Source organism: Polynucleobacter sp. AP-Jannik-300A-C4 (assembly GCF_018688335.1).
Taxonomy (GTDB): domain Bacteria; phylum Pseudomonadota; class Gammaproteobacteria; order Burkholderiales; family Burkholderiaceae; genus Polynucleobacter.
The window spans coordinates 1,508,120-1,534,835 of record NZ_CP061316.1 but is presented as its reverse complement, the minus strand read 5'-3'; the positions used below and the strand labels follow the sequence as shown (position 1 = coordinate 1,534,835).

Genomic DNA, 26,716 nt, shown 5'->3' with positions numbered 1-26,716 from the left:
GATGGAGTTTTTATGAATCTAAAATCAAAAATTATTTATTTATGTGCACTGGGGCTTGTTTCAGGCTTTGCTTCAGCTGTTCAATTAATTGATCCACCATCAACACCTAAGGTGAGTGAGATCACTGTTTTTTTGGCAAAGAAGATTGTCACGATGGATCCCTCTATTCCAAATGCTACTGCAGTTGCTGTATCTGACGGACGCATTCTGTCAGTGGGTTCATTAGAAGATATGAAGCCTTGGACTGATAAGTACCCAACAAGGATTGATCGTCAATTTGCTAATAAGGTTATGTATCCAGGATTTGTTGAGCCGCACGCACATCCTTTGCTTGCGGGTCTTCTGTTTAATAGGCCGCTGTTGACTCCGTCACCCATGCCTAATCCATGGGGCACTCCATTTGCTGGTGTACCAAATCTGCCGGCTGCAATGGCGCAGTTAAAGAAGTATTCAGATGCTATCAAGGACCCCGAAGAGATTTTGCTGACTTGGGGTTATGACGTAGTGGCAATGGGTAAGCGACCTGATCGCCAGCTTTTAGACCAAGCTTCCACTACAAGGCCTATTATCGTATGGGACATCTCTGGCCATGACATGTACGTCAATACAGCCATGATCAAACATTACGGAATTACGCCAGATATGGTGAAGAATGTTAAAGGCGTCGGCTTAGATAAAGACGGTCAATTAAACGGTCAATTTTTAGAGATTCCAGCCATGCAATTTATTCTGAAGATTGCAGGCAAGGATATTCTGAAGCCGAATGAGATTCCAAACGACTTTATGTACATCAATGACTTGATGCAGCAGGCTGGCATTACGACATCGGGAGATTTGGCGTTTGGAACCCTGAACATTGATATGGAAACCAAGATTTCTAAGGCATATACCCAATCACCTAATACCGCATTACGCCTTGTCCCAGTTGTTTATGCAGAGCCATTCATTCAAAAGTATGGTGATAAGGCAATTACTGAGGCTCAGAATCTCTCACAGCAAGACAATGATCGCCTCATTTTCCAAGGTGTGAAGTTTTATAGCGATGGTGGTTATTTGCCTGAGACTATGCGGATGGAGAGCCCCGGTTATACAAACGGCACAATAGGTTCAACTAACTACCAGTCGGCTAAAGAGTTTGCTGGTGCAATGAAACCATGGTGGGATGCGGGTTTTCATATTCACATTCATAGCAACGGGGATGTCGGTAATGCCCATTCAATTAATTCATTGCAATTGCTGTTAGATTCAAAGCCGCGCTTCGATCATCGTTACACCATTAATCATTTTGGCATTCCATCGACTGCCATGGTGATGAAGATTAAGACATTGGGCGCAGTTGTAAGTGCCAATATGTCCTATATCTCAGAGCGCGCCCAATTAGAGTATCCAATGTTGGGCGTTGATCGCGCATCCTACGCAACGCGTCTTGGTGCTTTAGTACGTAGTGGCATTGTGACATCTATCCACTCTGATGCGCCTGTATCAGCGCCTGCACCATTAAAAGAAGCATGGACCGCGGTTACCCGTAGGGACGTTTATAGCGATGGCAAGGTCTGGGCACCAGCCGATGCAGTAACGGCTTCAGATGCAATGAAGATGATCACCATCAATGCTGCTTACACTCTTGGAGTGGAGAGTAAGGTGGGTTCAATAGAAGCAGGTAAGTTTGCTGACTTTGCCGTCTTAGATTCCGATCCACAGGCAATTCCCGCAATCAAGATTAAAGATGTTGCCGTACATGCCACTGTATTGGGTGGCAAGGTTATTCCAGTTTCAGAGACTAAAAAACCAAGGCCGATGGATTAATTTCAAAAGCATTTAAGGTTAAGAGTGCCAATCCTAGGGTTGGCATTTTTTTTGCCCTCAAAATGCAAATGACTTCTATCCGTGCTCTAATGCCAGCACTATGATTACAGTCGTTATCGCTTCCTAACAGTATGGCCACCTTGCAGCCCGCTGCATTGAGTCTTTACTCTCACAAACAGTGGCACCTAGCCGCATTATTTTTGCTGATGATGGTGCTCATGATTGCGCGCACTTGCCAAATTTCTATCCTGGGGTTGAATATATCTTCAGGCCACAAAACTTAGGCACGGTCGATAATTTTCATGATCTGTTATCTCGAATTGATACGGAATATGCTTTGTTTGTTGGTGCTGATAATTAGCTACGTTCAGATGCAATCGAGCTATTGTCCCAGGCGAGCTCTGATATTGTGACCTATGACATCGTGGTCACCGGCGAGCTCAAGGAAGAGATTCATGATCGAGTGCCTGGTGAAACCGTTCCTTATCAAGGTGACTTGTATTGGGATCGAGAAGGCAAGCATCATGGCTCCATGATGTATCGCACTGAGTTAGCTCAAAAAATTGGATACAAGCGCAGATACGCTGATGGAGTGCATGCTCAAGAAGACTGGAATCTATGGGAAAAAATGTTAGAGCAGGGTGCTAGTGTTTCTAGCCTCAAAGAAGGTCTGCTCTATTACAGAAGACATCGTGAAAACTTCTTAAAGTATGATCATCTTATTGAGGAAGTTGAAGAGGCTTCCTAGATTTTTGATCTCATTTGATCAAGGGTTTGAGTATCAGCTTCTAGGCGTATCCCAAGGACGCCTGAGCAGTGCCTAACAGGAGTCTTGCGTAGACTCATCGTCACGGACTGAATTTGTGGATATTTTGCACAAGCCTCAACAATTCTAGTCATTAAGCGTTCTTGGGTTTCGTAATGACCATCCTGTGCAAGCTGGTCTATTTGTAAAACAAGTGGATCATAGTCAAAGACGCTTGTCATGACATCGTTAGCTATCATGACAAGCTGAGGATCAATTGCCAGAATGAGATCCAGTAGGTGGCGATCGGGAACTACAGCTCCAGTAGCATAAGTCCCTATCTGGGTATTTAGCACTAGATCCTTTATTTCTACAAATGCATTTGATGGCATATAGGGCTTTCTTGATGGATTCTCTAGGCAATGTAGCTTAGATTGCCTATTTTTGCTGGGCTTTAAAGTGAGGGGGTTCAGCCGCAGGCTACGCGACTTTGCCAATGCCGATTAGTATGAGGGCATGAATCTATTGAGATTAGTCCAAATACTTTGGCAAAAGCTTCGTCATTACTATGACGACATTATCAGCTTGATTAAAGCAAATTTACGCTAAAGATATAGCAGGCAATTTACTTTACAGATTTATGTGGTGATCGCTTTTTTGAATATTGAGCCATCGCCTTCATGGAGGATGATCGAATGAATCAAATTCTCTTTGTCTGTAAAGGGGATTTATTGCGCCGATCTGCCCAGCTCAGTAAATCCCATGAAATTCATCTTCCTAGAACGGCGCAGAATTTTCTATTACAAAGAAATTTGACCCTTTCTGAGTGCGATAGATAGATCTTTGATATATATCAACACTTCCACGTCAAATAAGACCACAATAAGAAAGCGATTTGTATATATCTAAATAAAGTGAGTCATATAATGAAGCTTGAGTTTATTGGCCCTGCCAGCCTATTAGGGAACGGCAATGTGGCATTTCCGGCATTGCTTGATGCTAAGCCAATGCAATGTGTTTTTAGCTTTGAAGCGCTGCAAGATTTGGATGTAGATGGAGTTGAAAAGGATTCTTTACGTTTATTCCAGAATCATCAGCTAAAGCTCTTATCGATTGCGGAAAATAAAATTCTAGCTGGTCATGCTATAGATGGTGCAGTACATGTGTTTAGTCATGACTTAGTTCTAGATTAAACACCCCTGATTTACTGCATTTAATGTTTTGTTGTTTTAATTAGAAAGAGAAAGTATGTCATTTAATCACTCAGTAATTTGGATCGATCATCAAGAGGCGCACGTTATTTACTTCAACCCCACTGCAAGTGAGAGTGAAGTCATTAAAACTAGATCTACTCATAAGAACGTTCATCACAAAAGTGGCTCTGTCAGTGGCGCACGTGCTGAACCAGATCAGCATTACTTGCATGAAGTGATTCAAGCGGTGATGGAATCTAAAGAGATTTTGATTGTGGGCCCTGGTTCTGCAAAATTGGATTTGATGAAGCATGCCACTAAGCACGATCACACCATTGCCGAAAAGGTAGTTGGCATTGAAACCGTAGACCATCCTACTGATGGGCAATTATTGGCTTACGCTAAAAAGTACTTTGCTAAAGTCGATGCTCTAAAAGGCGATACCGTTATTACTGGTTGATGTTTTTATCCCCCTGAAAATGGGGGATAATTTAACGATGTTGCTCATCACTGCCTTCATCATTAATGGATCTCTGGCACTTATTGCGATCCTCTTGCATTACGAAGCCCTTTTTCAGCTTGATAAGCTGCTTCCCAAGATAGCCCATATTGCGCCGCGTTTTCGGGTCTTAATAGGCGTTGGCGCTATCTTCATGGCACATATAGTGGAGATTTGGCTGTTTGCTTTTGGCTATTTCTTTACCTTGCAGTTCCCCATTATGGGTGGGCTTGTTGGTGAGCTTTCCGGCCATGGGATCTTGTTAGATTGCGCCTATCTGTCCTTTGTTACCTTTACGACATTAGGCTATGGTGAGATCGTGGCACAAGGCTACTTACGTTATTTGACCGGAGTAGAGGCGCTAACAGGCTTCACCCTGATTACCTGGTCCGCTTCATTTCTCTTTATTGAGATGCAAAAGTATTGGACTGTATATAAATCAAATAGGGTGGAATAGACAAAATGCCTAGACAGATATCCTTCAAAGAAAAGATGAGAAAGATTGTCTTTGAGTCAAATACTCCTTTGGGTCTTCGATTTGACCAGGTATTAATTTTCGCCATATTACTTTCCCTGCTAGTCGTTGTATTGGATAGTATTGAGTCGGTATCGAAAAACTTCCATACAGAACTCTCCTTTTTTGAGTGGGTCTTTACTGGTCTTTTTACAGTGGAATATCTTGTCAGAATCTACTGTGCCCCGAATCGCATTAAATACATCACCAGTTTTTTTGGCATCATCGATCTTCTTGCCGTCGTGCCAACCTATTTGGCTTTAATCTTCCCAGAGTTGCACGCCTTAATTGATGTCAGAATTTTGCGCCTCATTAGGGTCTTCCGAATCTTTAAGCTGACTCAATACATGTCCGAATATCAGCATCTAGCTGATGCGATGGCAGCTAGCAGAAGAAAAATTTTGGTCTTTCTGTCTGTTGTTCTCATGGTGGTGATGGTCATGGGCACATTGATGTATGTGGTTGAGGGGCCAGTCCACGGCTTTACGAGCATCCCAGTTTCGATCTATTGGGCGATCACCACAATGACCACGGTAGGTTTTGGAGACATCACCCCGCAAACGGATTTAGGCAAGTTGATTGCCTCACTCATGATGCTAATGGGATGGGGAACGCTAGCAGTGCCAACCGGAATTGTTACAGCAGAAATGTCTTATACAAAAAGGTCGCATCGAGGAAATAGAGATCGCGCCTGTTTGATTTGTATGCGCGATGGATATGGCCGTGAGGATCATTATTGTTCTTCTTGTGGCTCCCCATTACCGCCCGCAAGATAGCTTTAAAACTCTTTCGCGAGTCTTACTGCAAGTACTCGAGTTTGTACAAACCCATTTTTGATTTCCATATCCCTGCCGTATTGCAGGGAGAATCTGCCAATGGGCGTGTGCGCCTGACCGCTAAGCAAAAATCTTTGGGTATTCACCACATTATTTTGATAGCTGTTATTGATTGATGTTGCACCTCCGGCTACATAAAAATAGGAGGCGCCAACAGTAAAGATTTGGTTGATACGATAAATTGGGCCAAGCTGTGTGGTGGTGAGTGGCTTTTGGCTTAAGGCGCCATTGGTGCTGAGCCCGCAAGCTGCCCCACACTGACTATTGCCTCCAAACCACATGGTGTCGACTGCAATCATGCCATCGACGTTTGAAGTGATTGGAGCCTGAAAACCGATCTGCAAGTCTGTTCGAAAACGGTTTTCACCAAGATTAAATGCTCTTTGGCTAGAGTAGCTTCCAGTGGGGGCAATCAGATATCCAGCTATTCCTAAATAGGTTCTAGTGCTTTTATTGGCATAAGGCCAAATCGCTGTTGCAAAACTGAGGTCACCAATACCGGTATCGCCAGGTGCACTCGCAAAAGAACCGGCGGGGCTGATTGCTCCATAAGGTAACTGAAGATAACTTACTGCGGGCAATTCACCTATATTGAAGGTGCGAGAGCCGCGCAAAATTGCGCTTTGCGTAGCAATCACTGGATTGCCGGGTTGCGCGGAGCCGTTTCTGTATTGGGTAGTATTCTCTGAATTGATGTAACTTAAAGTTAAGTAGTTTTTATTGGGTGCAGGGGCAACAATATCGTTAGGCTGTAAATCAATCGCCCATGCTAAGCCTGGCCCAAAAGCTATTAGCAGGAAGAGATTTTTAATCCTAAACATAATTCGAGGATTCTAATGTGCATTTCTAGATCTTTTATAAAACTGATCTAAGCCTATAAAATGTGTCTTTCAGACCTTATTTTTCAATACTGAACCTTTCTTAGGCGGCTATGACCCACCCTTCATCAATATTCCCAGTCTTATGCATGGTGTTTAGCTTATTGATGCTATCTGGCTGTCAGTCGACAGGTGCGGATGGAAAGCCTTTAACTGCTCAAGAGATTGCGCAGAAAAGAGAGGCGACACTTGCAATGTCTAAGGTGGGTTTGGCTGCTCTCATTAAGCAAAATCCCGCAATCAGGAAGGATATAGAAGCCTCCCCAGGATATGCAGTCTTTAACACTACCAATGTCAATGTGGTGTTATTGGTGGTGGCTAGGGGTGAGGGCGTCTTATTTGATAAGCGTCGCTCAGAACCTATCTTTATGCAAGCCATGAAAACCGGCGAAGGGATTGGTGCAGGATATCAAGATCAGTACCAGATTATTCTTTTTAAAAATACGGATGCAATCGACCAGTTTTTATTGACCTCAATTGATGGACAGCGTGGCGGCATGGATGTGGATGCAAACTTTTCTGCTGGATCTGGCGGCACTATTCGCTCATTTAATCCTTACATCACAATTTATACGGTTGGACTTAAAGGCTACGACTTGCAAGCCAACTATGGCGGAACGCTGTATCTTGTTGATCAACAGCTTAATGATGTCAAGACTATTAATAATTTACCTAAGAAGCAGTAGTAAATTGAAGTGCGGTTTGAATGGTCTGGAAATGAATGTCTACGGTAGTGCAAATCTCTTTTCCATAGCCACCTGCCATTGAGAAGGCAATTGGGATCTGGCGGTCTGCGCCATATTGAAAGACACGCTCATCTCTTTGGCGCATGCCCGCCTTACTAATGTCTAACTTTCCTAGTCTATCGCCTTCGTGGGGATCTGCACCAGCTAGATAAATGATGAAGTCAGGTTTAAATCTATCTAGTATCTCCAATCCCTGGTCTAAAGCTTTTAGGTAATTCTCATCTTTACACCCATTGGGCAGGCCAATATCTAAATCACTCTGCTCTTTAGTGAATGGGAAATTATTTTCACCATGAATTGATAGCGTAAAAATGGATTTGTCATGTTGAAGAATGGATGCCGTGCCGTTTCCTTGGTGAACGTCTAAATCTACGATGGCTACTTTCAGTGTTGAGCCCACTTCTTTTTGTAAGGCTCTCGCTGCAATCGCGGAGTCATTAAAAACGCAAAATCCACTGCCCATATTCCGATAGGCGTGGTGCGTTCCACCCGCTAGATTTACTGCTAATCCTTCATCTAGTGCCGCCTTTGCGGCTGCTACAGTAGCACCAGCAGAACGGCGTGATCGCTCCACCATTTTCTCGCTCCAAGGAAAGCCAATCTCCTGTTGCTCCTTTGTACTTAAATCCCCCGCAATGACTTTCATGAGGTAGCTAGGGTCGTGTGCATACAGAATTTGTGTATCGGTAACGGCAGGTGCCTCTACGAGTTCGATGCCTTCAAGTTGTGTAACGAGGTCGCGCAACTGGCTGTACTTTTGCATCGGAAAGCGGTGTCCCGGTGGAAGTGGTAAAACATAGTGGTCGGTATAAAAAGCTTTCAAAGCAATCTTGTTTTCATTTGACTTTTACGTGTGTCGAATAGTCTATTCGTTTTTTTATAGGTAGGTATGGCTCGATCTGAAAAAGCAGGATTTAAGGGGAATAAATCATTTTTGCCCAGTAAGACCTGTCTGGTCTGCGGCAAGGAGATGACGTGGCGTAAGTCGTGGGCTAAAAATTGGGATGAGGTCAAATATTGCTCTGATGCCTGTCGCTCCAAAAAGTCCGGCAGTAAGGCGGAGGTGTAATCGATGCGCACCTTGATTTACTGGTTTCGAAATGACTTGCGATTGGCGGATAACCCAGCATTTGCGCAAGCTTGCTCAAATGCAGATTATCTTTTGCCTGTGTACATCCATGATTCAAAAGAGCAAGACATGGTTTATGGTTTTGAGAGGCAAGGACTGCATCGAAAAGCCTTCTTGCGAGCCTCATTGGATGACTTAAAGACTCAGCTACAAGCCCAGGGATCAGATCTTTTTGAGTTTGCTGGAAAGTCGACAAAGATATTGTTGCAGCTAGTTCAAGATACTGCTGCAACAGCAATTTATTGCGAGCAAATTGAAGCGCCTGAAGAAGTAGAGCAAGTACGAATTTTGCAAGAGCAGGCAGTTGAGGTTAAGGAGTTCTGGCAATCAAGTATGTTGGAGCCGCAAGCCTTGCCATTTGTATTAGAAAAAATGCCTGATGTATTTACGGCATTTAGACGCGAGGTCGAGCGAGCACAGCTCAAGTTTGCACAGCCCATCAATGCGCCCAAGAAGATTCCTTTGCTACCAGGGACTTTACCTCAGCGCTCAGTAGCACCTTCTAGCACTCAATCAGTTGCACACCCGTATTTTGTGGGAGGACCTAGTCATGCGCAGACCCATCTGAAGCAATACTTAGAGCGGCGTTTGCCAGATAGTTATAAAGAGACCCGCAATCAACTGATTGGTATGGATTACTCCAGTAAGTTTTCAGCATGGCTTGCCTTGGGTTGTATTTCAGCGCGTGAGATAGCGGCGCAATTAAGCGATTATGAAAATCGCTATGGTGCTAATGATGGCACTTATTGGCTTTGGTTTGAATTACTCTGGCGAGATTATTTCCGCTTTATTCACTTTAAGTATCGTCAAAACTTGTATCGTGCCAGTGGCTTAACAGGACTCCCTGTAAAGCCATCGTCCCAGGCTAGTTTTGAGCAATGGCGCTTTGGCAATACTGGTTCTGAGTTGGTGGATGCTGGCATGCGTGAGCTTTATCAGAGCGGCTATCTCTCCAATCGGATGCGTCAGATTGTGGCTAGCTATTGGATATACGACATGCAGGGTGATTGGCGCGCAGGTGCTGCTTGGTTTGAGTCTCAACTAATAGACTATGACGTCTATAGCAATCAAGGTAATTGGCTCTATATAGCTGGGCGCGGTACTGATCCTAGGGGAGGTAGACCCTTTAATGTGGCCAAGCAAGCTCAAGACCACGACCCCCAGAAAATCTACCGTAAGCTTTGGCTATCGCCCTAGTAGAGATTTATAGCTGCTCCACTGCTGCGTATTGCTCTAGTACTTCTAGAGAGACTTTCTCCAAAGCTTTGATGTGAGTACTTTCCAGTTTAATCATCGGCGCACAGTTGGCTTCCAGAGCTTCGATCCAACGGTTCAAGCAAAGACACCACTGATCACCCGCAATCAAACCTGGAAACTGGTATTCCGGTCTTGGGGTAATCAAATCATTGCCGCGCTTAAGGCTAAATTGCAAAAAGTCATTGCTGACAATCGCACAGACCAAATGGCTGCCGAGATCTTGTTCATTTGTTTTGCAGCAGCCATCTCTAAAAAATCCCGTCAAAGGATCAAAAGAGCAGGGAACCAGTGGTTGTCCTAAAACATTCAGAGGTAAGTCAGTCATGATGGATGCTTTCGATTGCGTGAAGTTTGTTAAATAAAAAAGACGCTATGGGCTTGGATATCGCGTATGAGATAGCGCTCTGCCTGAAGAATCTACTTTGACCAAGATCATGTCACCCGAATTGAGAACCTGGCCAGTGAAGGATTCAATATTGACATGATGGGTGACCATAATGATTGGTGTTTTTGGATGTTGAATGCGCTCAAGCTGAATGAGCTTCGCTAAAGCTTCGGTCTGCTTTTGAGCTTGACTCATATCATCAAAGAAAGACCCAAGTGCGGCCTCCTTTTTAACCTCGCCCTTATTCAGCAGGCTTGCAGTATCAAAGCAGCGACACCAAGGACTGCTGTAGACCTGCGCTTTAGTGATGCCCTGTTTGGTCAGCCAATCGCCAGTAGCTTTAGCCTGTTTCTTGCCACGCTCACCCAGATTGCGTTGCGTGGAGCATTGGCTTAGCTGGTAACCCTGAGGATCACCAAACCCCGGCGCATCAGCATGACGCATGAGTAAGACATGTTGGCCATCTTGCATAGCCTTAGCGAACTCAGTTTGCGCGAAGAGAGAAGTTTGCACCCCGACAAGCATGAGTAGTGCGAGAAAAATATGAGAAAAATAGGTCATCAGATAGTGTGAGTTACCAGGGCAGTCTCTCGCCAGAGTAAGTAATGAAGCTACCTGAATCTTCTTTGCTGAGCGAGAAAAGAACATTGAGCAGATCGTTGGCAGCATCTAAAGGTGGCCTGCCAATTTGCTCTCCTTTAAACGGTTTTGATAAGCGAGAATTGACTGTCCCTGGATGAAGTGCCACAAGTGCAGTGTTGGGTTTAGTTCTGGAGAATTCAATCGATGCTGTCTTGATCAGCATATTGAGTGCTGCCTTAGAGGCGCGGTAGCTATACCAGCCACCGAGACGATTGTCTTCAATGCTGCCCACTTTGGCAGAGAGTGTTGCCATGACCGAGTTGGCTGGATCCAGTAACTTTGAAAAGTATTTGATTGTCAATCCAGGCCCGATAGCATTCATTTGCATCAATAGCTGCAATTGCTCGGCATTGAGATCATCCAGTTTCTTTTCTGGCATCCAATCAGCTGAGTGCAATATGCCGATGGTATTGATGATCAGCTGAAAGGGCGCCTCTCCTGAAAGGGCTTTTGCTGCGTCTTCAACGGTGTTGAGATCTTGATAATCAATTGGATTGGCAGAGTTTCGATGTATGCCTATTACCTTCGTGCATGCGGGATGCTGTTCCAGCAATTCCATGAAAGCAGAGCCGATGGTTCCAGAGGAGCCAATCACGAGTGCACGGAAGGAATTGGGAATTAATGACATGAATAGGGTAAATGAATGGGGTCTCAGCCAGTTTATTGAATAAGTCTTAAACTTGCTCGATGACGACTCGACTGCCCCAAACGCTTTCAGAAGCAGACCTCTCAAGGTTGATTGAGATGGCCTGGGAGGATCGCACGCCTTTTGATGCTATTAAATCTACTTTCGGGTATTCCGAGCCCCAAGTGATCGCCTTGATGAGAAAACAGCTGAAACGCAACTCCTTTGAATTGTGGCGTAAGCGGGTAACTGGCAGGGCAACTAAGCATGTTGCTCTACGCAGTAAATTGGTTAACCGCGCTTACTGCGCAACCCAGTACAAGCAAAAATCGGCATCATGAAAAAGCTGACCATGTTCTATGATGGCCTTTGTCCCTTATGTCAGGCAGAAATCCAGTTTCTTTCTGGACGTAATCAAGCAGGTTTGCTCAGCTTCGTGGATATTAATTCTGACAAATATGCCCCTGATCATGTCGGTGTTTCTTGCGACCAAGCTTTGGCTTCTATGTGTGCCCAATATGATGATGGTGAGCTGATCCAAGGGGTTGAGGTATTTTCAGCGGCCTATAGCCGGGCAAATCTTCCTAAATTGGCATGGCTATTTTCTAGGCCAACACTCAAACCGATTTGGAATGTGGGCTATCGATTCTTCGCAAAGCATCGCCATGCCATCTCAGCACTACTGGGACCGCTTGCTTTACGACTGGTCAATAGAAAGGCATAAGGATATGAAACTCTCTCGTGTATTAGTCATCACCTTAACCCTGGCTATGGCCACTCCGATGAGTTTTGCTAAAGAGCCGCCGCACATTAAAAGTATGATGGGTCAAGCTCAATTACAGGGGCTAGGCAGACTGAACTTTTGGGGCTTTCATGTTTATGATGCCAATCTATATCGTGGTACCACTAAGGATTCTCAGGAGTTCGCACTCGAGCTGAAGTATCAGAGGGCATTCTCAGGTGAGGCGATCGCCAACCGTACATCAGATGAAATGAAAAGCATCGGTGTTGCCGATGCTCAAGCATCATCATGGGGTAAGGAGCTTGCAAGTATTCTTCCTAATGTAGAGCCTGGCCAGACTATTGCCGCTGTCTATATTCCTAAGCAGGGCACCAGTTTCTTCTATGAAGGTAAGAAGATATCGCAAATTCAGGGTGCCGATTTTGCAAAAGCCTTTTTTGGTATTTGGTTAGATTCAAAAACAAGCGTCCCAAAACTCAGGGCTGAGCTCTTAGGGCAGGGCTGCCCGCCACCACTTATTTCAGGAGCATGTTAATGCGCAAGATCCATTTCGTTTCAAAGTGTTTGGGTGTTTGCTTGATTGCATTCGGTCTATTTGGCTGTTCTTCGCCTTCAGTAACGCAGTACGCTAACGAGAAGCCCAACTTAGATCTGAGTGAATACTTCAACGGCACGATAGATGCCTATGGAATCTTTACTGATCGCAGTGGTGAAGTTAAAAAACGATTTACTGTTCTCTTGGTGGCGCAGTGGAAAGTCGTTGATGGTAAAAAAGTGGGTACTCTCGATGAGAGTTTTGAATATTCCGATGGCACGAAGCAAAAGCGTATCTGGACTTTGACTGAAACTGCCCCGGGTAAATATATTGGCAGGGCAGATGATGTGGTGGGTGAGGCGCTGGGTGAATCGGCGGGCAATGCCCTTAACTGGGCTTACACATTGGCATTGCCAGTAGACGGCACAATTTATCACGTGCAATTTAACGATTGGATGTATCTTGTAACGCCTAAGGTCATGCTGAATAAAGCCAAGATGAGTAAGTTTGGAATTGATCTTGGTGAGGTTACCCTGAGCTTTTACAAGCGCTAAGCCCAGCGATTGGCGAGGAAAGAGATTTGAAGAAGCTTGTTCTCATTCTGGGTGATCAGCTAGATATCAATAATCCAGTATTAAAAAATCTCAATCCTCAGGCTGATCAGGTAGTCATGATTGAGTCTGCGGATGAGGCTCAGTATGTTTGGTCACATAAGGCAAAAATTGCTCTGTTTTTGTCGGCTATGCGTCACTTCGCTAAGGAGTTAGAAGGGCTTGGTATGCCGCTGCAATATATCAAGCAATCTCCTAAATCGATTGCTGACACATTACGGGAAATTCTGAAAAAAGATCAATGTACTCACTTAGTTTGTCTTGAGCCCGGGGAATATCGGCTTAAGTGTGAGATTGAAACATTAGCCTCTGAACTAGGTATTGAATTAGAAATGCAGGAAGACCCCCATTTCTATTGCTCACGTCATGAATTTTCTAACTGGGTTGCAGGCAAAAAAGAATTGCGTTTGGAGTATTTCTATCGACTCATGCGCAAGACCCACAACATCCTGGTTGATAAAGAAGGTAATCCAGAGGGTGGGCAGTGGAACTTCGATCGAGATAATCGCAAACCCTTTCCCAAGAAGGGCCCGGGCCTTATTCCGCCTCCAGAATTATTTGAACCAGATGCGATTACTAAAGCTGTATTGATTGAGGTAGAGGAGCGCTACTCAGATCACCCTGGGTCGTTGGCCAACTTTCAATGGCCGGTGACGCGCCAACAAGCGCTTCAAGCACTCGAGGGGTTTGTAGAGCACCGCTTAGCGACCTTCGGTATCTATGAAGATGCGATGTGGACAGATACGCCTTTTGGTTGGCACTCGCTGTTGTCGAGTTCGCTGAATTTAAAGTTACTCAATCCGAGAGAAGTCATTGATGCCGTTTTGCTTGCCTGGAAAAAGCACAACTTAGAGCTTGCAACAGTAGAGGGTTTCATTCGTCAGATTCTAGGTTGGCGAGAATTTGTGCGCGGCATGTACTACCTTGATATGCCGCAAATGGCTGAGGATAATTTTTACGACCATCGCAATCCATTGCCCAATTGGTATTGGACTGGCAAAACGAATATGAAGTGTATGCAAGAGGCGATTGGGCAGACGCTACAGTATGGCTATGCCCATCATATTCAGCGACTCATGGTGACTGGTAACTTTGCCTTGCTTGCAGAAATTCTGCCAAAAGAGGTGTGTGATTGGTATCTGGCTATTTATATTGATGCGATTGAATGGGTGGAACTCCCCAATACGGCGGGCATGGCCTTATTCGCGAGTGGTGGTCGTTTCACTAGCAAGCCTTATATTGCCAGCGGTGCCTACATTAAGAGAATGAGTAACTATTGCGGATCTTGCCAGTACAAGCCCGATGTCCGATTTGGGGAAGGTGCTTGCCCGATGACCAATCTCTATTGGAATTTCTTGATAAAGCATCGTCAACAGTTTGAGGCAAGTCCGCGTACCCGATTGATGACCGCCAACTTATCCCGCATTAGCGAAGCTGATCAGCAGGCCATTCAGATACATGCCAAAGCACTTTTGGGGGATTTGAACTCCCTCTAGGTGTTTGTCCTGCTTGTCGGCTGCTACAACGTGTTTTGTGAATTTGTGTCACACTTTCGCCATATAAATCAGTAGATTAAAAAGCCATGAGAATAGAAGACACCGATCCAGCACGGCATGCCGGCATTGAATATCCTATGGAGGTGGGTGCGCCCGTATTTGCGCCGATTAAAGTCTTGGAAGAAAAAGACAAGGCAGTCAATGTGGCTCGTCAAAATGCCAAGCTTGAATACGATCGCATTATGGAGCAGGCTGAAGTATTAATGAAGCAAGCACGCTCGCTTCAAGCACGATTGGATGCCACTGAGATGGTGCATAGTGCCAAATTCAGTTTTAATCCCCTGCATGGCAAAACATATCATTTGTATTTTGATAGCCGCATTGGTGCCAATGTATTGATTCAGAATGGCCCAGATCAATGGAGTTGCGGCATCCCTGATTCTTGGACTTATTCTATGGCGGTCAAAAAGCTCGGTGATAGCACTTGGGCTGTTGTTGAGGATGAAGAGCTTGTCTCTTCTGCTGTTGCAGTAAGATAAATTTTTCTATAAAAATAATAAGGTGACTTGTGACAACTGCTCGAATTGTTAATCTTTCAGAACTCGGCAATGCTGATGTGATTCAGTTAATTGATAAAGAGCTTCCAGCTCCAGGAAAAGGGGAAGTTCAGCTTCGTCAAACTGCGATTGGTTTTAACTTTATTGATGTCTATCAGCGCTCTGGTTATTACCCACTCGAGCTGCCAACAGGCTTGGGTCATGAAGCAGTTGGTGTAGTTGAGGCGCTTGGTGAAGGTGTCACTCGATTCAAAATCGGTGATCGTGTGATGTATATCAATGCTGGTATTGGTGCTTATGCGAGTGCACGTAATGTCGCAGCAGATAAGTTGGTCTCAGTGCCAGACAATGTATCCGATGAAGTCGCTGCAGCTGTGTTCTTTAAGGCAATGACTGCGCAGTATTTAATTCAGAAAACATATCAGGTGAAATCTGGCGATGTCGTGCTAGTGCACGCTGCTGCCGGTGGTGTTGGTCAAATCTTGGCTGGCTGGGCAAAATCATTAGGTGCTTTTGTGGTTGGGACTGTTGGTTCTCAAGCCAAGTTTTCAGCAGCTAAGGAGGCGGGATGCGATGCTGTGGTGGATTATTCAAACCCTAATTGGGTGGAAGAAGTACTCAAGGCAACAGGTGGGCGTAAGGCGAATGTGGTTTATGACTCCGTTGCTAAAACGACATTCCTGGGATCGCTCGATTGTGCTGCACCATTTGGCATGGTTGCTTTATTTGGTGCTGCCTCAGGCCCAGCCCCAGAGATTCAGCCGGAGATTCTGAATAAGAAAGGCTGCCTCTTTTTAACCAGACCTTCTGTATTTCCGCATAACGCTACTCCAGAGCTGCTTCAAGAAAATGCTCGTGCAGTGTTTGATGCGATTGCACAAGGTCGAGTGAAGGTGCAAATTGGTGCTAAGTTCACGCTTGAACAAGCTGCTGAAGCACATAAAGCAGCCGAAGGACGAAAAGTCTCGGGTGCAATCATCATGATCCCTTAATGTGGATTACTGATCAGTAGTTGTATTAAAGTAGTTTGCTGAAAAGCCCCGTTTGCGCGGGGCTTTTTTACTTACCCTTTAACTTACTTGAGTGATGCACTTGACTGTAGAATAAGTTACAAGCACTGATACTAATTAAATAAGACTCACATGAACTTCTATATCCAGTTGATTCTTTCCGCAGCTTGTCTCACGTTTTCTTCAATGGTATTTGCGCAGTTACCAGATACTCAATATTCCCAAGGAATCTCTTATATTTCTGGCGGGGTTGGCGAGGAAGAATCTCAGGCGATTTTGACGGAGTCAAAGCAGTGGCCTTTATTGTTAGAGTTATCGCAATTAGAGAATGGTCGTGGCGTTTGGATTTTTGGTGCAAAGATCAAAATTTTGAATACTATGAATCAAGTGATTTTTGATGCGCAGGCCGATGGACCCTATATCTTGATTAATTTGACTGCAGGTCAGTATCAGATTGAGGCCTCCTACCAAGGAAGCATTCAGAAAAAGTCTGTGCTGATTCAGGGTTCTGGACTCCAAAAACTGGCTATTTTTTGGAAATAAGGCGCTTACCGTAGACAAACCCTGGTGTTTGGCTCAGATCATTCTGCTTGATTAGCCTTTATAATTGGCTAAGCGATTGAATTGAAAGAGATTTATTCTCTGATGACTGTTTTAGGTTGTTTGACAGCCCCTAGTGGCTCTTGGACAATGCCTAGGGTGGTTTGATTCAAGCCATTTCTTCCAATGACAGCCACTTATTCTTCCTTCCCAGCATCTCCAAATGCAGCTCTTGAGGCTAGGGGGATTACTTGCGTGCGAGGCGAGCGGACGCTGTTTTCAAAATTGAATTTACAGGTCCTTGCCGGTCAGTGTCTCCATATTCGGGGTGAGAATGGGGTTGGTAAGACGAGCCTTTTGCGTTTGCTGACGGGCTTAGCTTCCCCAGAGTCTGGTGACATCTTATGGAATGGCAATTCCATCAAAGAAGCGGCATCGGAGTATCACGGCAAGCTTTTATTTTTAGGTCATCGCGATGCCTTGAAAGAAGATCTCAGCGCCCTTGAAAATTTGCGCATGTTTGCAGCGATTGATGGCATCTTGCTTTCAGATCAAGATGTTTTTACCTCCCTATGGCGATTTGGTCTGAAAGGGCGCGAAGATCTGCCTGTCAATTGCTTGTCTGCAGGTCAAAAAAAGCGTGTCTTGATGGCTCGCATGGTGACGCGACGAGCACAAGTCTGGATTTTGGATGAACCTTTTAATGCCCTAGATACTCATGCGACCCAAGAGTTGCTAGGCTTGATAGCAGAGCATCTTGAGGGCAACGGTTTGGTAGTCCTGACAAGTCATCAACCCTTATCTATTCCGAATCTGCGAGTGTTGGATCTATGAATGCCTTTGTAGCCATCGTTCATCGTGATCTATTGCTGGTGATGCGTCGCAAGAGCGAGGTCTTAACGGCGTTATTTTTCTTTGTCATAGTGACTAGCCTCTTCCCATTAGGAATCGGTGCCGATACTGCTTTACTAAGAAAAATTGCGCCCGGCGTTATTTGGGTTGCCGCCTTGCTTTCCACCTTGCTTGGCTTGCAGCGGATGTTCGCAGCAGATTATGCCGATGGCACTTTAGAGCAATTGGTCTTATCTCCGAATTCCTTTACAGTGTCGGTGTTTGGCAAAGTGCTTGCCCATTGGTTGGTATGCGGACTGCCTTTAGTCTTGCTGGCGCCTGTGATTGGCATTCAGTTTGATTTAGATGCCCAGTCTTTGCAGGTCTTGATGGCATCTTTATTGTTGGGAACGCCGGTTTTATCTTTAGTGGGTTCGATTGGAGCGGCTTTAACTCTTGGGGTAAGGGGTGGCAGTGTTTTAATGAGCCTGCTGATTTTGCCACTGTATATTCCCGTATTGATTTTTGGTGCTGGTGCTGTGTACGCCAGCAGCGTAGGGCTCGATATTACGGGGCATTTCTCCCTATTGGGCGCCTTATTGATTTTGGCATTAGCATTTATACCTTGGGTCAGTGCTATTGCAGTAAAGATTGCTATCGAATGAGTAATGTAAATAATCCATCCTCTAGTCGCATTATTAACTGGTTCAAATTCTCGAGCCCGAGTACCTTTTATCCGCTTGCTGGAAAAATGATCCCTTGGTTTTGGGCGTTAACAGTCATTTTTGGTCTTGCTGGATTGTGGGTCAGTTTTTTTGTGGCACCGGTAGACGCTGTTCAAGGTCAGGGTTATCGCATTATTTTTGTTCACGTACCTGCCTCTTGGATGTCGATGTTCATCTATTTAGTGATGGCTGCCTGGGCTGGATTAGGTTTGATATTTAATGCGCGTCTGTCGGCCATGATGGCTCAGGCGCTTGCACCAATTGGTGCTTGGATGGCTTTTTTATCTCTATGGACTGGAGCCTTCTGGGGTAAGCCTATGTGGGGCGCATGGTGGGTATGGGACGCACGCTTAACTTCTGAGTTAATTCTGCTTTTTTTATACCTTGGATTTATTGCCCTACAAGCATCGATTGATAATGTTCGCCGAGCCGATAAAGCAGGGGCAATTTTGGCTTTAGTCGGCGTAGTAAACGTCCCCATCATTTATTTTTCAGTGAAATGGTGGAATACCTTGCATCAAGGCGCCTCTGTTTCCTTAACTAAGGCTCCGGCCATGGCCCAGACCATGTTGTGGGGAATGTTATTAATGGCTTTATGCTTCTGGATGTACTCAATAGCAGTAGGGTTAATGCGTGTACGTGCCATCATTTTGGAGCGTGAGGCCCATACTGACTGGGTTAAGCAATTAAACGAGGTAAAGCGTTAATGTGGAATAGTCCGGCGGAATTCTTTGCAATGGGGGGTTATGCGCTCTATGTATGGAGTAGCTTCGGCGTTTGTGCCTTGGTACTCTTGCTTGAGCCTCTGGCTGTTCGGGCACGACACAGAGTGATTGTGCGAAGACTTCAGCGTGAAGTCATGGCGGAACAGTTTGATCAAAAGGGCGGTAAGTGAAACCAAGACATAAACGGGCCGCCATTATTGTTGGCGCACTCATTGCGATTGGCATCGCGGCAGTATTAATTTTGAATGCGCTCAATAGTAATATTGCTTTGTATGTCACCCCCAGTGAGGTTGCTGCTGGTAAGTCACCGGCTGGTCAAGTCTTCCGGATTGGCGGCATGGTCAAAGATGGATCGGTGAAGCGAGATGGTTTGACTGTGCATTTTGTGATTACCGATATGGCGAAAGATATTCCTGTTGCCTATACAGGCATTCTTCCGGATTTGTTTAAAGAAGGTAAGGGTGCAGTTATCCAAGGCCGCTTAAATCCGGATGGACAATTTGTTGCTAGCGAAGTGCTGGCCAAGCATGATGAAAACTACATGCCTCCAGAGGCCAAGCATGCTTTGGATCAGGCTCAAAAAAATGGAAATAAACAATGATTCCTGAGTTTGGGCATTACGCGTTAATCCTCGCTTTATGTGTTGCCATTCTTCAGGGAATTCTTCCATTGGTCGGCGCACATCAAAGTCGCCGTGAATGGATTTTGTTAGCTAGGCCAGCTGCGCAAACTGTTTTCTTATTACTTGCTATTGCCTTCGTCATCTTGGCGTGGAGCTTTTATACGAATGATTTTTCTGTACTCTATGTTGCAGATCATTCCAACTCTCAAATGCCAGTCATTTACCGCTTGGGTGCTGTCTGGGGTGGTCATGAAGGCTCCCTATTATTGTGGGTTTTCTTGCTATCGACTTGGACATTCTTAGTGGCTCAACTTTCCAAAGCTTTGGATGAGTTTATGGTGGCTCGTGTCATTGGGGTTTTGGGCTTGGTTATCACAGGGCTACTCTTATTTGTTCTCTTAACTTCTAACCCTTTTGAGCGATTGTTGCCAGCTGCTCAGGAAGGGCGATCTCTTAATCCGCTCTTACAAGATCCGGGATTGGTATTTCATCCGCCAATGTTGTATATGGGTTATGTTGGCTTTTCAGTGGCCTTTGCATTTGCAATCGCTTCTTTATTGTCTGGTCGCCTTGATGCTGCATGGGCACGCTGGTCGCGTCCTTGGACAACGGCTGCCTGGGTATTTTTAACTCTGGGTATTGCGCTAGGCTCTTGGTGGGCTTATTACGAATTGGGTTGGGGTGGTTGGTGGTTCTGGGATCCTGTTGAAAATGCCTCATTCATTCCCTGGTTAGTTGGCACCGCTTTGTTGCATTCTCTTGCAGTTACTGAGAAGCGTGGTGGATTTAAGAGTTGGACGGTGCTGTTGGCAATTACGGCTTTCTCACTTTCACTTCTCGGAACATTCTTAGTACGCTCTGGAGTGTTGACTTCAGTGCATGCATTTGCGACTGATCCTAAGCGCGGCATCTTTATTTTGATTTTCTTGGTACTGGTAGTGGGTTCTTCTTTAACTCTCTATGCTTGGCGCGCTCCCAAAAGCACGCTGGGTGGTAAGTTCAGTTTCACCTCCCGCGAAACCTTTATTTTGCTCGGCAATGTTTTCTTGGTTGTGTCTGCTGCATCAGTACTCTTGGGTACGCTCTATCCCTTGCTGATCGATGCTCTCCACCTAGGAAAGATCTCAGTGGGTCCTCCATACTTCAACAGCGTATTTGTACCCATCATGATTCCTTTGCTGGTCTTAATGGGAATTGGGCCCTGGACCAATTGGAAGAACTCCAATCTCGTGGATGTCATTAAGCGCTTATGGATTGCAGCTCTAGTGGCAGTGATTGCCGCCGCTTTGATTCCCTTCACCATGGGCGAATTTACTTGGCTGAGCAGTCTTGGCTTCTTATTAGCATTCTGGGTAATTACCTCAGGTGTTTTGCAGATCATTCGTCAAGCTAAAGCAGGTAAGCCTACCCGCTCCTTTATTGGCATGCAGTTAGCGCATTTAGGTATAGCAGTGTTCGTCATTGGCGTCACCATGGTGGGTACTTACCAAGAAGAAAGGGACGTACGTATGCTTCCCGGTGAAAGTGTTAGCGTTGGTGGTTACCAAATTCAACTTCAAAGCGTCTCTGCTGTGCCTGGCCCAAACTACAACGCAATGCAAGGTACCTTCTTGCTTTCTCGTAATGGGAAGTTGGAAGCTACGATGTACCCAGAAAAACGTAGCTACTTCTCTTCCACTATGCCAATGACTGAGGCTGCAATTGATGTTGGCCTGACTCGAGATATTTATGTCTCATTGGGTGAAGAGCTCGAAGATAAGGCATGGGCTGTTCGCGTCTATTACAAGCCATTTGTTGATTGGATTTGGGGCGGCTGTCTATTGATGGCTCTGGGTGGCGTTTTGGCAATGTCAGATAAGCGCTATCGTATGAAATTACGTAAGGCAGCAGTATGAAAGCCAAGTTTTTAATTCCACTTTTCTTGTTTGTAATTTTGGTTGGATTTTTAGCGATAGGCTTGAATCGCGATCCACATGAAATACCTTCGCCACTAATTGGCAAGCAAGCTCCCGCTTTTGAACTCCCTCAATTAGCTGATCCTCAAAAAACCTTTTCACCAGACAGTATGAAAGGTCAGCCTTGGATTTTGAACGTCTGGGCTTCTTGGTGTGTTGCTTGCCGTGAAGAGCATCCCGTTTTGGTTGAGTTAGGTAAGTTGGGTGTCGCGCCAATTATTGGCTTGGATTACAAAGACAAGCGTGAAGATGCGATGGCGATGCTTGCTCGCCAAGGCAATCCCTATGTTTTATCTGCCTTTGATGCGAACGGTCGCGTTGGTATTGACTACGGTGTGTATGGTGTTCCAGAGACATATGTTATTGATAAGGCTGGGGTGATTCGGTTCAAACATATCGGCCCAATCACAATGGAGCTATTGAATAAGAAGATTATTCCTCTATTGGGTGAGCTTAAGTGATGTTGCGTAAGCTGATCCTAGCTAGTCTTACAAGTATTGCGATTGCTTGTGCGATGAATGTTGCTTTAGCTAAAGACGCCACTCCGCTCGCAGATGATCCGGTCACAGAGCAGCGCTTGATTGCAATTTCAGAAGAAATGCGTTGTCTGGTTTGCCAGAATGAATCTCTTGCGGGTTCACGATCTGATTTAGCGAATGATTTGCGTAAAGAAATTCGGATTTTGATTGGTGAAGGTAAAACCGACAAACAAATTCGGGAGTTTATGGTGGAGCGCTATGGCGACTTTGTCTTATATCGCCCACCCGTAAAGCCAATCACTTGGATTTTATGGATAGGCCCTTTTGTGATTTTGCTTGTTGGCATTATTGGCCTGGCAGTGTATTTACGCCGCAGAAATCAAAGAGTGCCAAGTACTACGCTGTCCGCAGAGGACAATCGTCGTATTGATGCACTACTTCGGGATGCAAAATCCAGTTCAACAGAAAATGCACATGACTAGTTTTTTAATACCCGCCCTCCTTTTGTTGATTTTGGTCTTGGTCTTATTGCTTCGCCCATTATTTTTCCCAGCTAAAGAATCTGAGACTTCTCGTCGTCAGATGAATGCTGCTATTTATCGCGAGGAGCTCGATAAGCTCGAGGCTGATCGTTTGGCGGGCACGGTTGATGCTGATAGTTACGAGCAAGCTCATGCAGAAATGCGTCAGCGCCTTTTTCAAGATACGGATGAGGCGGATGATCTTGCTGTATTGGGTTCCCCAAAGAAAACTATTGTTGGAATTTGTCTTTTTGTAGTTTTGCTTTCAGCAGGTTTTTATTTCTATCTTGGTGATGCTGCTCGAATTGCCGAAAAGAGTGCTGAGCAGCCAATGACTCAAGAAGCTGTTGAAAAGATGGTTACTGAGTTTGCTGCCAAGATGGAGAAGGAGCCTGATAATTTAAAGGGCTGGGCTATGCTGGCACGCTCCTACCGAATTTTGGGTCAGAATGCTGAGGCCGCAAAAGCCTATGCTCGTGCAGGCTCTTTTGTGGATGCTGACCCACAGTTGTTGGCTGACTATGCTGATGTATTGGCGGCAAATGCAAATGGTAATTTTGCTGGTAAACCACAACAATTAATTAACAAAGCTTTGGCGCTAGATCCAAATAATCTATTGGCACTGTGGCTTTCTGGAACTGCAGCCTTTAATGCGCAAAACTACAAAGCCGCTGTGCAATCTTGGGAAAAACTAGAAAAGCAATTACCCCCTGAAACAGATGAGGCGAGAGCGATTGCCGGCTCTATTGCTGAAGCACGTAGCAAAGGTGGGTTAGCGCCAGCTACTACACCAGCGATTAATAATCGAGGGGTGAGTGGGCGAGTGGGAATATCTTCCGCGCTTCAATCTAAAGTCAAAGCGGGTGACACTTTGATGGTGATTGCTCGTAAGCCTGGTGAACGTATGCCAGTAGCAGTTCTCAAAACCCCGGTGACTACATTCCCGGTGAGTTTTGTTTTAAATGATGCTTTGGCAATGAGCCCAAATGCCTTGATCTCTCAATTACCTGAGGTGTCAGTTGAGGTGCGTATCTCTAAAACGGGTATGGCAATGCCGGAATCTGGCGATTTGATTTCTTCTGCGCAAACCATCAAAGTGGGCACGACAGATGCCCGCTTGATGGTCGATCAAGTTAGACCTTAATTAACCTCGACCAACAAATGGCATATTGCTTGCCATGATGGTCATCGTCAGAATATTACTCTCTAGAGGTAGTTGAGCCATATGTAGCACTGCTTGCCCAACATGATCCACATCCATTAATGGCTCAGCTTTCTTTGACCCATCGGCTTGCAAAATTCCGGCGGCCATAGGGATGGTCATTTCAGTGCCGGCATTACCAATATCGATTTGACCGCAGGTGATGTTGAAAGGACGACCATCTAATGCAATGGACTTGGTTAATCCAGTGATGGCATGTTTGGTGGATGAGTATGGGGCAGACATCGGGCGGGGTGCATGTGCTGAGATGGAGCCATTGTTAATGATGCGTCCACCTTGAGGTGACTGCGCCTTCATCATGCGAATTGCTTCTTGTGAGCAAAGAAAAGCCCCGCAAAGATTGGCATTGACCACGTTCATCCATTGTTCGTAGCTGATCTCTTCCATCGGGATTGCTGGAGCACCCATACCAGCATTATTAAAGAGCACATCAATACGACCAAAGTGTTTTTGGATCTCTGAAAATAACTGCTTTACTTGTTCTGGTCTACCCACGTCGCAGGCAAGAGCTAAGCAGTTTTGGCTATTTCCGCCAATATCTTGAATGGCTTTATTCAGTTTCTCAAGGTTTCTACCGGTTAAGACAACTTGAAAGCCGCCATTGAGCAGTGCTTTTGCAGCTGCCTTGCCGATACCCGTTCCAGCTCCCGTAACCAGAGCTACCTTATTGAGGTTTGAGTTCATTTTGATCCTAAGGGTTCTTTGAAAACATTCATCTTATCCTAAATGATTCGGGATGAATTCATTCCACTCTTGATCTTTGGGCTAGGGGCATAATGGCAAAAACAAGAAGAATTCTTATGGACTTCATACGCAAAAATATCTACAACCCTATCGCATTTGGCATAGCCTTTTTGGTTCTGGTGGCGATACTTTTTGCTACCTTATGGGTTTTGGTGCCCCCGCCGCCCAGGTCCATCCAGTTGGCAACGGGCTTGCCTACTGGCCTGTATCAGCAGTTTGGTGAAAGACTTCAGAAAGAGCTTACGGAGGAAGGAATTTCTCTACGCTTAAGAACGACTGGCGGCACAAGTGATAACTTGGCCTTATTGAATGATCCGCATTCAGGCGTCGATTTTGCAATGGTTCAAGGTGGAGTGGCAGACTTATCCAAGCATCCCAAACTGGTCTCTATTGCAGGAGTGTTTTATGAGCCTGTATGGGTTTGGTATCGAGAGGCTAGCTTTCCGAATGAATCTGGGCGCTTGGGCTTATTGAGTCAGCTGAAAGGTAAGCGCGTTTCCATTGGCAATGAGGGAAGTGGTACCTTGAGTTTAGCTTCGCAATTGCTCGAGGCAAGCGGATTAAGCATGAATGATATCCGCACTGAAAAGCTCAAGCCCTTAGAAGCATTGGAAAAATTTAAAAAAGGGGAGTTAGACGCTATTTTTTTAGTGAGTGCTGCCGAAGCGCCTTTACTTAAAAGTTTTTATGAAACGCCCGGCATTCGCTTAATGAGTTTTGAACAGGCTGAAGCTTATGTTCATTTATTTCCATTTCTTTCTAAGGTAACGGTGCCACGTGGGATGGTCAGTATTGCGTATGACTTGCCTCGTCAAGATATTCAGGTGTTGGCAGCAACAGCTACCTTGGTGGGCAAGGAAGGTATTAGCCCTGCTTTAGTGACATTATTACTTGGCGATACTTACGATATTCTGAAATCCTATGCCTATCTACAAAAGCCGGGAGAGTTTCCATCGGGTACTGGCCTTGATTTTCCTTTGCATGTGGATGCAGAAATCTATTTAAAAGACGGACCTTCTTTATTGCATCGCCATTTACCTTTCTGGACTGCGGTATGGATTGGGAGGTTCGCAAAAATCGTCATCCCACTGTTGGTGATTTTTATTCCCCTGTTTACCTACATTCCCGCGGCCAAGAATTTATTATTAAGACTCAAGCTATCTAGAGTTTATGAAGAGCTGAAGTTAATAGAAAAAAACGCTGCTAATCCAGACTTGAAAGAAAAGAACTTTAAGGAATTGGAGGATATTGAGAGAAGGGTGGGCAATATCAAGGTTTCTATGCTGGACGCAAAAGAGTTATATGACTTAAAGGGGCATGTAGGAGAGGTGCGTGGCCGTTTGAATTTGCATTCCTAAGTTGATTGCTAAAAGCCTAAAATAAGCCCATGACTCTCTCAAGCCTTTTACCCCCGCTGACTCCCGTTAAGGAATTACCTCAATCTTTGCGAGATCAGGGTTATGCAGTGTTATCCGCACAGGATGTGGCAAAAATAGCGCATGTGGATCTAGAGCAGCTCTTAAGCCTCAACCAGTTTTGGGAAGGTTTGCCACGCGATCCGTATCTAAAGGATGGGGGGCGCTACCGCTTTCGACGCCATTCAAGCTTCGAGATGAAGGGTGAAAGTCTGACCATAGTGCCGCATCGTGCCCATTGGCAGTCAGTTGACTACAACGCCTTGCATGGCGGCATCGAGCGCTGGTTTGAACCCTCGCAGGCTCAGCTTACTAACAATCCTGTCTGGCAATCTCTTTTGCTGGGGCTGGCCAACATATTAAGCGGCGTAAAGCAGGTGAATACTTGGTTTGTTGAGGCGCATCAATTTCGGATTGATACGACTGATGGAATTGGTCGCCCAACTCCCGAAGGTGCGCATCGTGATGGCGTGGATTTTGTAGCTGTCTTTTTGCTCAATCGAGTTGGCATTAAGGGTGGTGAGACTCGCATTTTTGATGCAAATGGTTCTGCTGGTTTGAGATTTACACTTTCTGAACCTTGGTCTTTATTGTTGATGAATGATGAACGTATGATTCATGAGTCCACCCCGATTCAGCCCTTAGGGCCTCACGGCTACAGAGATACTTTGGTGCTCACCTTTCGCTCGAATGGTTTTCAGGATTCACCAGGTCGTAGTCAGCAGTAAGTC

General features: G+C 45.3%; 36 protein-coding genes. 29 read left to right on the top strand and 7 right to left on the bottom strand.

What is annotated here, in order from left to right; translation table 11 throughout:
- The first annotated feature begins 12 nt into the window (after positions 1–12).
- The 3 genes from FD975_RS08110 to FD975_RS08100 all read left to right on the top strand — a co-directional run bounded on the left by FD975_RS08110 (position 13) and on the right by FD975_RS08100 (position 2,554).
- Entirely contained in the window at positions 13–1,806 is a 1,794-nt protein-coding gene (locus tag FD975_RS08110) for an amidohydrolase (protein WP_215301746.1), read from the top strand.
- Between the two features lie 154 nt (positions 1,807–1,960).
- Positions 1,961–2,167, top strand: a complete 207-nt coding sequence (locus FD975_RS10545; protein WP_371743406.1) for a glycosyltransferase — start codon at positions 1,961–1,963, stop codon at positions 2,165–2,167.
- A 24-nt stretch (positions 2,168–2,191) separates the two neighbouring features.
- A complete protein-coding gene (locus FD975_RS08100; RefSeq protein ID WP_215301741.1) occupies positions 2,192–2,554 on the top strand; it encodes a hypothetical protein in 363 nt (120 codons plus the stop codon).
- Here FD975_RS08100 and FD975_RS08095 read toward each other — a convergent pair.
- The gene (locus FD975_RS08095; protein WP_215301740.1) at positions 2,551–2,943 is read right to left on the bottom strand and encodes a dihydroneopterin aldolase; all 393 of its coding nucleotides are present in this window, start codon (positions 2,941–2,943) and stop codon (positions 2,551–2,553) included. The genes FD975_RS08100 and FD975_RS08095 overlap by 4 nt on opposite strands.
- A gap of 534 nt (positions 2,944–3,477) precedes the next feature.
- Between FD975_RS08095 and FD975_RS08090 the strand changes: the two genes are divergently transcribed.
- Genes FD975_RS08090 through FD975_RS08075 form a run of 4 tightly spaced genes read left to right on the top strand, consistent with a single transcriptional unit; the run spans position 3,478 to position 5,533 of the window.
- Positions 3,478–3,744: a DUF1488 family protein gene (locus FD975_RS08090; RefSeq protein ID WP_215301738.1), complete on the top strand. Its 267-nt coding sequence runs from the start codon at positions 3,478–3,480 to the stop codon at positions 3,742–3,744.
- Between the two features lie 55 nt (positions 3,745–3,799).
- The gene (locus FD975_RS08085; RefSeq protein ID WP_215301736.1) at positions 3,800–4,204 is read left to right on the top strand and encodes a translational machinery protein; all 405 of its coding nucleotides are present in this window, start codon (positions 3,800–3,802) and stop codon (positions 4,202–4,204) included.
- A 37-nt stretch (positions 4,205–4,241) separates the two neighbouring features.
- Positions 4,242–4,700: an ion channel gene (locus tag FD975_RS08080; protein WP_215301734.1), complete on the top strand. Its 459-nt coding sequence runs from the start codon at positions 4,242–4,244 to the stop codon at positions 4,698–4,700.
- 35 nt (positions 4,701–4,735) lie between these two features.
- Positions 4,736–5,533 (top strand): ion transporter, encoded by a 798-nt coding sequence (locus FD975_RS08075; protein ID WP_371743374.1) that lies wholly within the window; start codon positions 4,736–4,738, stop codon positions 5,531–5,533.
- A 2-nt stretch (positions 5,534–5,535) separates the two neighbouring features.
- Here the strand turns inward: FD975_RS08075 and FD975_RS08070 are convergent, their stop codons facing one another.
- Positions 5,536–6,414 carry a transporter gene (locus tag FD975_RS08070; RefSeq protein ID WP_215301730.1) on the bottom strand — a complete coding sequence of 293 codons (879 nt, stop codon included), beginning with the start codon at positions 6,412–6,414 and terminating at the stop codon, positions 5,536–5,538.
- A gap of 110 nt (positions 6,415–6,524) precedes the next feature.
- On the opposite strand from FD975_RS08070, the gene FD975_RS08065 reads away from it, so the two are divergent.
- Positions 6,525–7,157, top strand: a complete 633-nt coding sequence (locus FD975_RS08065; RefSeq protein ID WP_215301728.1) for a hypothetical protein — start codon at positions 6,525–6,527, stop codon at positions 7,155–7,157.
- On the opposite strand, the gene FD975_RS08060 is transcribed toward FD975_RS08065, so the two are convergent.
- The gene (locus tag FD975_RS08060) at positions 7,144–8,040 is read right to left on the bottom strand and encodes a histone deacetylase (protein WP_215301727.1); all 897 of its coding nucleotides are present in this window, start codon (positions 8,038–8,040) and stop codon (positions 7,144–7,146) included. The two genes, FD975_RS08065 and FD975_RS08060, sit on opposite strands and share 14 nt — an antisense overlap.
- Before the next feature lie 66 nt (positions 8,041–8,106).
- Between FD975_RS08060 and FD975_RS10540 the strand changes: the two genes are divergently transcribed.
- Together FD975_RS10540 and FD975_RS08050 are read left to right on the top strand one after the other, a co-directional pair.
- Positions 8,107–8,286 (top strand): DUF2256 domain-containing protein, encoded by a 180-nt coding sequence (locus FD975_RS10540; protein ID WP_114653853.1) that lies wholly within the window; start codon positions 8,107–8,109, stop codon positions 8,284–8,286.
- 3 nt (positions 8,287–8,289) lie between these two features.
- Positions 8,290–9,543, top strand: coding sequence for a DASH family cryptochrome (locus FD975_RS08050; RefSeq protein WP_215301725.1), 1,254 nt, complete (start codon positions 8,290–8,292; stop codon positions 9,541–9,543).
- Between the two features lie 7 nt (positions 9,544–9,550).
- Here the strand turns inward: FD975_RS08050 and FD975_RS08045 are convergent, their stop codons facing one another.
- From FD975_RS08045 to FD975_RS08035, 3 genes are read right to left on the bottom strand one after another with little or no spacing between them, the layout of a single operon-like run.
- Positions 9,551–9,928, bottom strand: a complete 378-nt coding sequence (locus tag FD975_RS08045) for a DUF2237 family protein (protein WP_215301723.1) — start codon at positions 9,926–9,928, stop codon at positions 9,551–9,553.
- Between the two features lie 45 nt (positions 9,929–9,973).
- Positions 9,974–10,549 (bottom strand): histidine phosphatase family protein, encoded by a 576-nt coding sequence (locus tag FD975_RS08040; RefSeq protein ID WP_215301721.1) that lies wholly within the window; start codon positions 10,547–10,549, stop codon positions 9,974–9,976.
- 13 nt (positions 10,550–10,562) lie between these two features.
- Entirely contained in the window at positions 10,563–11,258 is a 696-nt protein-coding gene (locus FD975_RS08035) for an SDR family NAD(P)-dependent oxidoreductase (RefSeq protein ID WP_215301719.1), read from the bottom strand.
- A 59-nt stretch (positions 11,259–11,317) separates the two neighbouring features.
- Here FD975_RS08035 and FD975_RS08030 point away from each other — a divergent pair, with 59 nt between their 5' ends.
- The 17 genes from FD975_RS08030 to ccmI all read left to right on the top strand — a co-directional run bounded on the left by FD975_RS08030 (position 11,318) and on the right by ccmI (position 23,748).
- Entirely contained in the window at positions 11,318–11,596 is a 279-nt protein-coding gene (locus tag FD975_RS08030; protein ID WP_215301718.1) for a TIGR03643 family protein, read from the top strand.
- The gene (locus FD975_RS08025; protein WP_215301716.1) at positions 11,593–11,979 is read left to right on the top strand and encodes a thiol-disulfide oxidoreductase DCC family protein; all 387 of its coding nucleotides are present in this window, start codon (positions 11,593–11,595) and stop codon (positions 11,977–11,979) included. Before FD975_RS08030 ends, FD975_RS08025 begins: the two co-directional genes overlap by 4 nt.
- A gap of 4 nt (positions 11,980–11,983) precedes the next feature.
- Positions 11,984–12,532 (top strand): chalcone isomerase family protein, encoded by a 549-nt coding sequence (locus FD975_RS08020; RefSeq protein WP_215301714.1) that lies wholly within the window; start codon positions 11,984–11,986, stop codon positions 12,530–12,532.
- Entirely contained in the window at positions 12,532–13,086 is a 555-nt protein-coding gene (locus FD975_RS08015) for a DUF3833 domain-containing protein (protein WP_215301713.1), read from the top strand. Before FD975_RS08020 ends, FD975_RS08015 begins: the two co-directional genes overlap by 1 nt.
- 26 nt (positions 13,087–13,112) lie before the next feature.
- Positions 13,113–14,639 carry a cryptochrome/photolyase family protein gene (locus tag FD975_RS08010; protein ID WP_251371179.1) on the top strand — a complete coding sequence of 509 codons (1,527 nt, stop codon included), beginning with the start codon at positions 13,113–13,115 and terminating at the stop codon, positions 14,637–14,639.
- A gap of 86 nt (positions 14,640–14,725) precedes the next feature.
- Positions 14,726–15,178: a DUF2452 domain-containing protein gene (locus FD975_RS08005; protein WP_215301710.1), complete on the top strand. Its 453-nt coding sequence runs from the start codon at positions 14,726–14,728 to the stop codon at positions 15,176–15,178.
- A gap of 29 nt (positions 15,179–15,207) precedes the next feature.
- Complete coding sequence (locus tag FD975_RS08000) at positions 15,208–16,188, top strand: quinone oxidoreductase (RefSeq protein ID WP_215301709.1); 981 nt, start codon at positions 15,208–15,210, stop codon at positions 16,186–16,188.
- Positions 16,189–16,338: 150 nt separating this feature from the next.
- Positions 16,339–16,749 (top strand): carboxypeptidase-like regulatory domain-containing protein, encoded by a 411-nt coding sequence (locus FD975_RS07995; protein WP_215301707.1) that lies wholly within the window; start codon positions 16,339–16,341, stop codon positions 16,747–16,749.
- A gap of 183 nt (positions 16,750–16,932) precedes the next feature.
- Positions 16,933–17,580 carry a cytochrome c biogenesis heme-transporting ATPase CcmA gene (gene ccmA / locus FD975_RS07990; RefSeq protein ID WP_215301705.1) on the top strand — a complete coding sequence of 216 codons (648 nt, stop codon included), beginning with the start codon at positions 16,933–16,935 and terminating at the stop codon, positions 17,578–17,580.
- Complete coding sequence (gene ccmB, locus FD975_RS07985) at positions 17,577–18,242, top strand: heme exporter protein CcmB (protein ID WP_215301704.1); 666 nt, start codon at positions 17,577–17,579, stop codon at positions 18,240–18,242. The genes ccmA and ccmB overlap by 4 nt, the downstream gene beginning before the upstream one ends.
- Positions 18,239–19,009, top strand: coding sequence for a heme ABC transporter permease CcmC (gene ccmC / locus FD975_RS07980; protein WP_174221125.1), 771 nt, complete (start codon positions 18,239–18,241; stop codon positions 19,007–19,009). The genes ccmB and ccmC overlap by 4 nt, the downstream gene beginning before the upstream one ends.
- Positions 19,009–19,197, top strand: a complete 189-nt coding sequence (gene ccmD, locus FD975_RS07975; RefSeq protein WP_215301703.1) for a heme exporter protein CcmD — start codon at positions 19,009–19,011, stop codon at positions 19,195–19,197. The genes ccmC and ccmD overlap by 1 nt, the downstream gene beginning before the upstream one ends.
- A complete protein-coding gene (gene ccmE / locus FD975_RS07970; RefSeq protein ID WP_215301701.1) occupies positions 19,194–19,628 on the top strand; it encodes a cytochrome c maturation protein CcmE in 435 nt (144 codons plus the stop codon). The genes ccmD and ccmE overlap by 4 nt, the downstream gene beginning before the upstream one ends.
- Entirely contained in the window at positions 19,625–21,544 is a 1,920-nt protein-coding gene (locus FD975_RS07965; RefSeq protein ID WP_215301700.1) for a heme lyase CcmF/NrfE family subunit, read from the top strand. Before ccmE ends, FD975_RS07965 begins: the two co-directional genes overlap by 4 nt.
- Positions 21,541–22,065, top strand: a complete 525-nt coding sequence (locus tag FD975_RS07960) for a DsbE family thiol:disulfide interchange protein (RefSeq protein ID WP_215301698.1) — start codon at positions 21,541–21,543, stop codon at positions 22,063–22,065. The genes FD975_RS07965 and FD975_RS07960 overlap by 4 nt, the downstream gene beginning before the upstream one ends.
- A complete protein-coding gene (locus tag FD975_RS07955) occupies positions 22,065–22,565 on the top strand; it encodes a cytochrome c-type biogenesis protein (RefSeq protein WP_215301697.1) in 501 nt (166 codons plus the stop codon). The genes FD975_RS07960 and FD975_RS07955 overlap by 1 nt, the downstream gene beginning before the upstream one ends.
- A complete protein-coding gene (gene ccmI / locus FD975_RS07950; RefSeq protein WP_215301695.1) occupies positions 22,558–23,748 on the top strand; it encodes a c-type cytochrome biogenesis protein CcmI in 1,191 nt (396 codons plus the stop codon). The genes FD975_RS07955 and ccmI overlap by 8 nt, the downstream gene beginning before the upstream one ends.
- Here the strand turns inward: ccmI and FD975_RS07945 are convergent, their stop codons facing one another.
- A complete protein-coding gene (locus FD975_RS07945) occupies positions 23,749–24,510 on the bottom strand; it encodes an SDR family oxidoreductase (protein ID WP_215301693.1) in 762 nt (253 codons plus the stop codon). It lies immediately after the preceding gene.
- Positions 24,511–24,626: 116 nt separating this feature from the next.
- On the opposite strand from FD975_RS07945, the gene FD975_RS07940 reads away from it, so the two are divergent.
- Positions 24,627–25,928, top strand: a complete 1,302-nt coding sequence (locus tag FD975_RS07940; RefSeq protein WP_215301691.1) for a TAXI family TRAP transporter solute-binding subunit — start codon at positions 24,627–24,629, stop codon at positions 25,926–25,928.
- Positions 25,929–25,957: 29 nt separating this feature from the next.
- On the top strand, positions 25,958–26,713 hold the full coding sequence (locus tag FD975_RS07935) for a 2OG-Fe dioxygenase family protein (RefSeq protein ID WP_215301689.1): 756 nt from the start codon (positions 25,958–25,960) through the stop codon (positions 26,711–26,713).
- The last annotated feature ends 3 nt before the right edge of the window (positions 26,714–26,716 follow it).